Annotated in this window: 1 protein-coding gene and 1 pseudogene; both read left to right on the top strand. The window is 69.7% G+C overall.

The features are described 5' to 3' along the window. Positions 1 to 328: pseudogene (locus tag QMX83_RS21300) on the top strand (anti-sigma factor); the annotation flags it as partial. A 65-nt stretch (positions 329 to 393) separates the two neighbouring features. Next, positions 394 to 1,914: a DegQ family serine endoprotease gene (locus tag QMX83_RS21295; protein ID WP_282298618.1), complete on the top strand. Its 1,521-nt coding sequence runs from the start codon at positions 394 to 396 to the stop codon at positions 1,912 to 1,914. Positions 1,915 to 1,968: the final 54 nt, after the last annotated feature.

Raw genomic sequence — 1,968 nt, 5'->3', positions numbered from 1 at the left:
CGCCACGGCCGCGCGTCGCTCCAGCGCCACCCGCAACCAGCAGGCCGCGCGCAGCGTGGCCGCCCGGACGGCCGAACCGACGCGGGCGGTGGCGAGCCAGGAGGCGGCACCGCTCGTGCTTGCCACGACCCGTTACGCCACCGAGCCGAACCCGTTGAAGGTGCCCAAGCTGGAGGCCAAGCCGTGGCCACGTTCTGCGCTGGGCGGTGAAAGCGCCCTCAACGCCAGCTTCTCCACCCAGCAGCCGCAGGCCACGTTCTACCCGTTCGAGCCGCGCCTGCAGGACGCCGAACCGGCCCCGCTGCCCCGTTCCCGGACGCAGGACTGACCTGTCCTGCGTCCTCCCTGCTTTTCCCCCTGTTCCTGTATCCCTGATTCGGAGGTTCGCGTCTGATGAGCGCCCGTACCCGCACGCAGGCTATGGCCCTGCTGGCCATGACCCTTCCCCTGATCGCCTGCGCCCAGGCCCCTCAAGCGCCCGCCGCCGCGGCCGCCGCCCCGGCTCCGCGTGCTCCGGCCGCGCCGCTGGTGACCGGGTTGCCCGACTTCACCAACCTGGTGGAACAGGTCGGTCCGGGCGTGGTCAACATTGAAACCACCATCGTCCGCAGCAACCGTCAGGCCCGCGGGGCCGGCCCGAGCGACGAGGACATGCCGGAAATCTTCCGCCGCTTCTTCGGTCCGGACTTCCCGATGCCGGGGCAGGGCCCGGGGGGTGGTGGCGATGAGGGCCCCAGCATCCGCGGCCGCGGCATGGGTTCGGGCTTCATCATTTCGCCCGATGGCTACGTGTTGACCAACCACCACGTGGTCGCCGACGCCGGTGAGGTCAAGGTCAAGCTCGGCGATCGCCGTGAGTTCACCGCCAAGGTGATCGGCAGCGACCAGCAGTACGACGTGGCCCTGCTCAAGATCGAGGGCAAGAACCTGCCGACCGTGCGCGTGGGTGATTCCAATACGCTCAAGCCGGGTCAGTGGGTGGTGGCGATCGGCTCGCCGTTCGGGCTGGACAACTCGGTCACCGCCGGTGTGGTCAGCGCGGTGGGCCGCAGCACCGGTGGCCAGGACCAGCGCTACGTGCCATTCATCCAGACCGACGTGGCGATCAACCAGGGTAATTCCGGTGGTCCGCTGCTCAATACCCGGGGCGAGGTCGTCGGCATCAACTCGCAGATCTTCTCGGCGTCGGGCGGCTACATGGGCATCAGCTTCGCGATCCCGATCGATCTGGCCATGGGCGCGGTCGAGCAGATCAAGAAGACCGGCCGGGTCAGCCGCGGCCAGCTGGGCGCGATTGTCGGTGCGATCACCGGCGACGTCGCGCAGGGCTTCAAGCTGCCTGACAGCCGTGGTGCGCTGGTAAACGAACTGGTCCCCGGCAGCGCCGCTGCCAAGGCCGGGCTGGAAGTGGGCGACGTGATCCGTTCTGTGAACGGCACCGCCGTGAACACCTTCAGCGACCTGCCGCCGCTGATCGGCGCGCTGCCGCCGGGCAGCAAGGTCCGGTTGAGCGTGCTGCGTGACGGCAAGGAGCGGGAGCTGACCGCCACCCTGACCGAACTGGCAGAAGATGCCGCACGTGGCACGACCGCTGCGGCCGGCGAAGCGGCCAAGCCGCAGGCCGGGGCCAATGCCCTGCTGGGTCTGGACGTCATCGACCTGACCGCAGACCAGCGCCGCCAGGCCGGGCTGGACGCCGGTGAAGGCGTGCGCATCACCAAGGTCAACGGCCAGTCGGCCCGTGATGCCCGCCTGGCCCCGGGCATGGTGATCCTGCAGGTCGGGCGCACCCCGGTCGGCAGCGTAGCCGCGCTGAACAAGGCTTTGGCCGGTTACGCCAAGGGCGACGTGGTCATGCTGCTGGTCCGCGCCGGGGGCAACAGCTCCTTCGTGCCGATCCGCACCGGCCCGTAACCCGCGCTGCTGCTATGTTTTCCCGGGCCCGCTTCGGCGGGCCCGGTCGTATCT

The sequence above is a fragment of the Stenotrophomonas sp. PS02289 genome (genome assembly GCF_029960115.1).
In the GTDB taxonomy this organism is placed as follows: domain Bacteria; phylum Pseudomonadota; class Gammaproteobacteria; order Xanthomonadales; family Xanthomonadaceae; genus Stenotrophomonas.
This window is presented reverse-complemented; position numbering and strand designations above follow the sequence as displayed.